The organism is Halorubrum ezzemoulense DSM 17463 (genome assembly GCF_002114285.1).
Taxonomy (GTDB): Archaea; Halobacteriota; Halobacteria; order Halobacteriales; family Haloferacaceae; genus Halorubrum; species Halorubrum ezzemoulense.
In genome coordinates, this window is record NZ_NEDJ01000040.1 from 21,915 (window position 1) to 28,327 (window position 6,413).

6 protein-coding genes and 1 tRNA gene are annotated in these 6,413 nt (G+C 71.8%); 5 read left to right on the plus strand and 2 right to left on the minus strand.

The window, feature by feature from the left end:
* Positions 1-72: 72 nt before the first annotated feature.
* Both B9H04_RS11525 and B9H04_RS11530 read left to right on the plus strand, forming a co-directional pair.
* Positions 73-1,092: an AI-2E family transporter gene (locus B9H04_RS11525; RefSeq protein ID WP_049932528.1), complete on the plus strand. Its 1,020-nt coding sequence runs from the start codon at positions 73-75 to the stop codon at positions 1,090-1,092.
* Between the two features lie 87 nt (positions 1,093-1,179).
* Entirely contained in the window at positions 1,180-2,814 is a 1,635-nt protein-coding gene (locus tag B9H04_RS11530; protein WP_049932529.1) for a succinic semialdehyde dehydrogenase, read from the plus strand.
* 50 nt (positions 2,815-2,864) lie between these two features.
* Here the strand turns inward: B9H04_RS11530 and B9H04_RS11535 are convergent, their stop codons facing one another.
* Together B9H04_RS11535 and B9H04_RS11540 are read right to left on the minus strand one after the other, a co-directional pair.
* Complete coding sequence (locus B9H04_RS11535; protein WP_049932531.1) at positions 2,865-3,455, minus strand: NAD(P)/FAD-dependent oxidoreductase; 591 nt, start codon at positions 3,453-3,455, stop codon at positions 2,865-2,867.
* A gap of 95 nt (positions 3,456-3,550) precedes the next feature.
* Positions 3,551-4,441 (minus strand): hypothetical protein, encoded by an 891-nt coding sequence (locus B9H04_RS11540; RefSeq protein WP_049932534.1) that lies wholly within the window; start codon positions 4,439-4,441, stop codon positions 3,551-3,553.
* Between the two features lie 153 nt (positions 4,442-4,594).
* Between B9H04_RS11540 and B9H04_RS11545 the strand changes: the two genes are divergently transcribed.
* The 3 genes from B9H04_RS11545 to B9H04_RS11555 all read left to right on the plus strand — a co-directional run bounded on the left by B9H04_RS11545 (position 4,595) and on the right by B9H04_RS11555 (position 6,261).
* Positions 4,595-4,668, plus strand: a tRNA-Tyr gene (locus B9H04_RS11545).
* 138 nt (positions 4,669-4,806) lie between these two features.
* Entirely contained in the window at positions 4,807-5,472 is a 666-nt protein-coding gene (locus B9H04_RS11550) for a thermonuclease family protein (RefSeq protein WP_049932535.1), read from the plus strand.
* Between the two features lie 33 nt (positions 5,473-5,505).
* A complete protein-coding gene (locus tag B9H04_RS11555) occupies positions 5,506-6,261 on the plus strand; it encodes a hypothetical protein (protein WP_049932537.1) in 756 nt (251 codons plus the stop codon).
* The last annotated feature ends 152 nt before the right edge of the window (positions 6,262-6,413 follow it).

Here is a 6,413-nt window from a genome sequence, read left to right on the forward strand (position 1 = left end):
GGCCGCCCGCGAATCGGGGGCACTGCGGGCCGCCATCGCAACGCATTTCGCCGGGGATTGCGACACGACGGCATGGTTCTCAACCGGCAGCGGCTGTTGGGCGTGCTGTTCGTCGCCATGGCGGCGCTCACGGCGGTCGCGCTGGCGGAGGTGCTGCGGACCGTCGTGTTCGCGGTCACCGTCGCGTACGTCCTGTATCCGCTCCGGCAGCGGCTCGTCGGCCGCGGCCTCTCGCGTCGGATCGCGTGCGTGGTCTCGACCGGCGTCGCGTTCGTCGGCGCGACCCTCCTCGTGGCGCCGCTGCTGTACACGCTGTACCGGCGGCGGTCGGAGCTGATAGCCCTCCTCGAAGGGGTCCCCGACCTCGTCCCGATCACCGTCGGCGGGTTCCAGACGGTGGTCGAGATCGCGCCGTACGTCGCGGCCGCGGAGACGTGGATCCGCGGGGTCGCGATCGCGGTCGCGGGCGCGGCGCCGGTCCTCGTCTTGGAGGTCGTCGTGTTCACCTTCCTCGTGTACGGCATCCTCTACCGGCCGCGGGCGGTCGAGGCGGCCGTCTTCGGCGTCGTCCCGCCCGAGTACCACGACATCCCCACACGGCTCCACGAGCGGACGCGGCAGACCCTCTACTCGATATACGTCCTCCAGGCCGCGACCGCCGCCGCGACGTTCGTTCTCGCGGTCGCGGTGTTCCGGACGCTGGGCTACGGCTCTCCCGTCCTGCTCGCGGTCATCGCCGGCGTCCTCCAGTTCATTCCCGTCGTCGGTCCGAGCATCCTCATCGTCGCGCTCGGCGCTCTGGACTTCCTCGTCGGCGCGACCGGGCGGGCGGCCGCAGTGCTGGTAATCGGGCTCGTCGTCGTCGCCTTCGTGCCGGACGCGGTGATCCGCACTCGGCTCGCCGGCTGGACCGGGAAGATATCGCCCGGTCTCTACTTCGTCGGATTCGTCGGCGGCATCCTCACCCTCGGGGCCGTCGGCGTCATCGTCGGTCCCCTCGCCGTGTCGCTGCTGCTCGAAGCGATCGACATGCTCTCCGAGCACGTCGACCCGACGGACTCGGTCGGTGGCGACGCGGGCTCGACGCAGTGACCGGCGACGCGGGCCCGACGCAGTGACCGCCGACGCAGGGCACCACCGGCACGGCTTTCCATGGCCCGACCCTCTGTCCGACATCTGATGTCCTCGACGGATCCCCCAACCGCGGTCGGCGCCGCGCCGACCCTCACGGCGCGGCGTCTCGACGGACTCGCCGATCGCGTCTTCAGCTCGCCGGACGGAAGCGGCGACGACGGCGACGGCGCGATCGACGTCTCCGGCCCGGCGACCGACGAGCGGATCGGGCGCGTGCCGGCCTGCGACGCCGACGACGTGTCCGCCGCGGTCGAACGCGCCCGCGACGCGCAGACGTCGTGGGCCGAGGTGTCGGCGACCGAGCGCGCCCGTATCGTCGACCGGTTCGGCGACCTCGTCGCGGACCGCCGCGAGGAGCTGCTCGACGTGCTCCAGCTGGAGACCGGGAAGTCCCGGCGCACCGCGGTCGAGGAGCTGTTCGACGTGCCGACCGGCTGCTCGTACGTCGCGAGCGAGGCTCCGGGCGCGCTCGCCGAGGAGCGTCGCCGCGGGGTCGCGCCCGGCGTCGCGACCGCGACGGTCACCCGCGAACCGGTCGGCGTCGTCGGCGTCATCTCGCCGTGGAACTACCCGTTGACGCTGTCGATGGCCGACGCGATCCCCGCGCTCGCCGCGGGCAACGCGGTCGTGCTCAAGCCGGACGAGAAGACGCCGTACGGGGCGCTGCTCCTCGCGGAGCTGCTGGAAGTCGCCGGGCTCCCCGACGGCCTCTTTCAGGTCGTCACCGGCGAGGGGCCTCAGGTCGGGCCGCCGCTGATCGACGCGGTCGACTACGTCGCGTTCACCGGTAGCACCGCGACCGGCCGGACCATCGCGGAGCGCGCGGGCCGGAACCTGATCGGCTGTTCGCTGGAGCTCGGCGGCAACAACCCGCTCGTCGTGCTCGGGGACGCCGACGTCGACGAGGCCGCCCGCGGCGCGGTCCAGGCCTGCTTCTCGAACGCCGGGCAGCTCTGTCTCTCCGCGGAGCGGATCTACGTCGTCGAGTCCGCCTGCGACGAGTTCCTCGACGCGTTCGTCCGCGAGACGGAGGCGCTCACGCTCGGGACGGGGTACGACTACGACGCCGACCTCGGCTCGCTCGTCGACGCCGACCAGTTGGCCCGCGTCGAGTCACACGTCGAGGACGCCCGCGAGCGCGGGGCGACGGTCGAGACCGGGGGCCGAGCGCGGACGGATGTCGCGCCGTACTGCTACGAGCCGACCGTCCTCACCGGGGTCGAGCCGGACGCCGCGGTCGCCTGCGAGGAGACGTTCGGTCCGGTCGCCGCGGTGACGGCGGTTCCGGACGCGGACGCGGCGGTCGCCGCCGCGAACGACTCCCCGTACGGCCTCAACGCGAGTGTCTGGACCGGGGACCGCGAGCGAGGCGCCGAACTCGCCCGCGAGATTGACTGCGGGACCGTGAACGTCAACGACGCGTTCCTCGCGACCTGGGGCGCGGTCGACGCACCGATGGGCGGGTTCGGCGACTCCGGCCTCGGTCGCCGACACGGGCCCGAGGGGATCCTCCGGTACACGGAGACGCGGACCGTCGGCGTCTCGCGGGTCGGCCCGCTGACGTTCCCAGACCGGATCCCGACCGACTGGTTCGTCCGGGGAGCGTTCGCCGCGACCCGGCTCGGCCGACGGATGCGTCGCGGCGTCGACGAGGTCCGTCGTCGCCTGTCGCGCCGCTGACTGACCATGCGGAATCGACGGCGCGCGACCGACGACGGCGAAAAGCGGGGTTACTCCGCGTCGTCGATCAGGTCGCCGAACACCGACGCCGCGGTGTCTGGCACGTCAAAGTCGTGGTAGTGCTCGCCCTTCTCGTTCGAGAGGATGTTGAGCGCGGCGGCGGCGCCGTCGCCGGCGGAGATGACCGCCTGCCACTCCTCGGCACGGGCCATTGCGCCGGTCGCGTAGGCGCCCTCGACGCTGGTCTCCATCGACACGCCGACGCTGACGGTGTCGTCGTCGTCGAACTCGCAGCCGAGCGCCTCCGCGAGGTCGCGGTTCGCGCCCGTCGCGAGGACGACGTAGTCGGCCTCGTACTCGCCGTTCTCGGTCGTCACGGTGAACCCGCCGCCTCCGTCCTCAACGCCGGTGACCTCCTCGCCCTGGCGCCGGTCGACGCCGAAGTCGTCGGCCTGCTGGCGCGCGGTCGCCATGAACTCGCTGCCGCCGACCGAGCCCACGCCGAGATAGTTGAACAGGTGCGCCTTGTGCATCCACGTCTCGTCCGTGTCGAAGAGGACGGTGTCGAGGCCGTTCTTGCTCGCGAACAGCCCGGCGCTCAGTCCGGCCGGTCCACCGCCGACGATTGCGACATCTGTCATGGTCGCTACAACGCAGTCCCGAACATAAGGCTTGGCGGAAGCGGGGATCGGTCACGGCGGACCTCGCGGCGACCCCCGTCGCCGCGGCCGACACCTCACTCCGCGAAGTCAGAGAGGGACCCGGTCCCGTCGCCCGCGCCACCCCCCTCGTCGCCCGTGTCCGGCTCGGCATCGCTCCGGTGCGTCTCGCCGTCGCCCGTGTCCGGCTCGGTGTCGCCGGAGGCCGATCCGCCCCACGGGTCGTCGGGATCGACCGGTGCGACGGCGCGGGCGAGCTCCGCCTCGTCGTACTCGATCTCCTCGTCGAGCACCATCGCGAGCCGCTGCCACCGCGCGCTCTGTTCGTCTTCGCCCTCCGGGCCGACGCGCGCGCCGTGCGTCTTGAAGAACCGGGTGCCGCGCCCGCGCTTGGATCCCTCGCCGGTGTGCCCGTCGAAGACCGCGTCGAACTCCCCGTCCGGTTCGAGGTCACCGACGGGGAAGTCGTGCGCCGGCTCCTCCCCGCGGGCGCGCGCCTCGGCCCGGAGATCGGCGACCGCGCCGAAGTAGGCGTCCGCGTTCGACGCCTCGCGTGTCGAGCGAGCGCGGGCGGCCGCGAGCGCGGCGTGGATCGCGCAGAGCCGGCCCTTCCACGCGTCGGGCTCCCAGCGCTCCGTCGCGAGTTCTTCGTAGCGCTCAATCGTGAGCGCGACCTCGTCGCCCGCGCGCAGGTCCTCGACGACGTAGAGGTTGAGTCGGTCCCAGAGGTTCCAGGCGTACCCGGAGCGCGCCAGCTCCCACGCCGCCCACGCCGCGATCTCCTCGTCGGAGCGCCGGACCGCCTTCTGGAGCAGGCTGGAGACGACGTACCGGCTGTACCCGCCGTCGGTCTCGTTCGGCTCTTTCTCCTCGCCGAAGTCGTTCTTTCCCGTCGCGTCCGGCGTCCGATCGGTTTCGAGGCTCCCGTCGGACCCGAACGTCGCCTGTCTGTCGTCGCCGTCGGCCATGTCCCCGCTCCCGCCGCGAGAGACTTAACAGCCCCGCGGTGAGCGTGGGTCGCGAGCGGGGTTCGAGTCCGGCGATCCACCCCGCGGTACGGCGGATCACACCTGCTCTGAAAGGGAACTCTTAAGTCGAATCCGGCGGCTATGTTTCGGTAACCGCCCTTAGCTCAGCCTGGTAGAGCAGTCGACTGTAGATCGACTTGTCCCCCGTTCAATTCGGGGAGGGCGGACTGAATTTCTGACTCGTGAGCGACAGCGAGCGGGTGAGGCTTTTCTTTTTCAGCGAGAGAGTTGGTTAGTAGTAGCACGCGAGTAAGCTGAACGACTTTCCTGCCTATTTATACTGAAACCAGCGCAACACGGGATCGATGCGCGTTCGACCGAGGCTGGTCGCGGTCATCGGAGTCGTCGCGGTCGTCGCACTGTCCGGCTGCGCCGGGGGTCCGGGCCCCGCCACCGACGGGGATTCACCGACCGGCGACCTCAACTCGCCGCCGACCGATCCGGCGGGAGTCGACCCCGGCGACCCGGACGACACGGCCTGGACCGGCACCGTCGTGCGCGTCGTCGACGGCGACACGGTGGAGGTCGAGTTCCCGAACGGCGAGGTCGACACCGTCAGGCTCCTCGGCGTCGACACGCCCGAGACGAGCGCCGACGTGACTTCGCCGGGTGAGTTCGAGGGGATCCCCAACACCGACGCCGGCCGCGCGCACCTCCGAGCGTGGGGCGGTGAGGCGGCCGCATTCGCCGAGTCCGAACTCGCCGGCGAGGAGGTCACGGTCGTCGCCGGCGGGGACCGACGCGGCGGCTACGGGCGGCTGCTGGCGGTGCTGTACGTCGACGGTGAAGATTTCAACGAGCGCCTGCTGACCGAGGGGTACGCGCGGCTGTACGACACCGAGTTCGCGCTACGCGACGCGTACGCGGCGGCCGAAGCCGACGCGAGGGAACGCGGGGTCGGACTCTGGGCGTTCGACGAGTCCGACTCCCCCGCCGATGCGGGCGCGGTCGACGCCCCTGTGCCGGCGTAACACACTTAAGAGCGCGCTCGGTACGATGTCGTAGTGGCATCCCGACAGGGCGGGTCGGGGGACGCGGAGCCCCTCGGGCCCGGATCGACGGAGCGTCGGACCGTTTCCACGACCGCCGCCGGCCGGCAGGCAGACGCCCGGCCTCGGTCGCCGCCGGAGTCGCCCGCGCGCCGCCGCGCTCGGGCCGGCCGATCCGGCTCGACCGGCCGAACCGGCGAGTATCGGTCGGTCGACCCCCCGCACGGCGGCGAGGCCGCCGCCCGGACGCCGGAGGATCCTCCCGTGCGCGACCCGGGCCGCTACGCGCTGACCGATCACTTCCGCGAGCGGCTCGAACAGCCCGGTCGGTACGTCTCGACGCGCACCGTGAGCGACGCGATCCGCGAGGGGCAGCTCCGGTGGAACAGCACCGACGGGTGGCGGTTCGCCCTCGTGGAGGGCGGCGTCCGGTTCGTCGTGGTCGTGAGCGACACGGAGACGAACTCCCCGGTCGTCGTCACCGGCTGGACCGAGGTCGCGGACCGCGAAGATGCGCTGGAGGCCTCGCGGTGGGACGGGGTCGACGTCGACACCATCGCCGTGCGGGCCGCGCTGAGCGAGTCGGCGTCGACGCCGATCCCGGACCGGATCCGCCCCCGGACCGTGACCCGCCCATTCGAGGTGGGCGAACACCGCCTCGAAACCGAGCCGGGCGAGCCATTCGTGCGCTGTACCGACTGCGGCTGCCGGTTCCGCTCGAAGGAGGGGATCACCTCGCGGCGCTGTGGGCAGCGGTCGCCGGGCCGCTAGTCGGCGATACTCATTTCTACTCAACTCCATTCTGTTCGCTCGGTTCACGAGTGGCCAAGTCGCTGCGGTGGCGCGCGCCTCCGAGCGCCCGCGGGGCGCGAGGAGTCCGTGCGAGGGGGTCGCAACCGTCGGGAGCGACGAGGCCGGGGAGG

Excerpts from the sequence above, each read along its gene's own strand:
- B9H04_RS11540 (WP_049932534.1), bottom strand. The coding sequence starts at position 4,441 with ATGGCCGACGGCGACGACAGACAGGCGACGTTCGGGTCCGACGGGAGC.
- B9H04_RS11530 (WP_049932529.1), top strand. The coding sequence starts at position 1,180 with ATGTCCTCGACGGATCCCCCAACCGCGGTCGGCGCCGCGCCGACCCTC.
- B9H04_RS11550 (WP_049932535.1), top strand. The coding sequence starts at position 4,807 with ATGCGCGTTCGACCGAGGCTGGTCGCGGTCATCGGAGTCGTCGCGGTC.
- B9H04_RS11525 (WP_049932528.1), top strand. The coding sequence starts at position 73 with ATGGTTCTCAACCGGCAGCGGCTGTTGGGCGTGCTGTTCGTCGCCATG.
- B9H04_RS11535 (WP_049932531.1), bottom strand. The coding sequence starts at position 3,455 with ATGACAGATGTCGCAATCGTCGGCGGTGGACCGGCCGGACTGAGCGCC.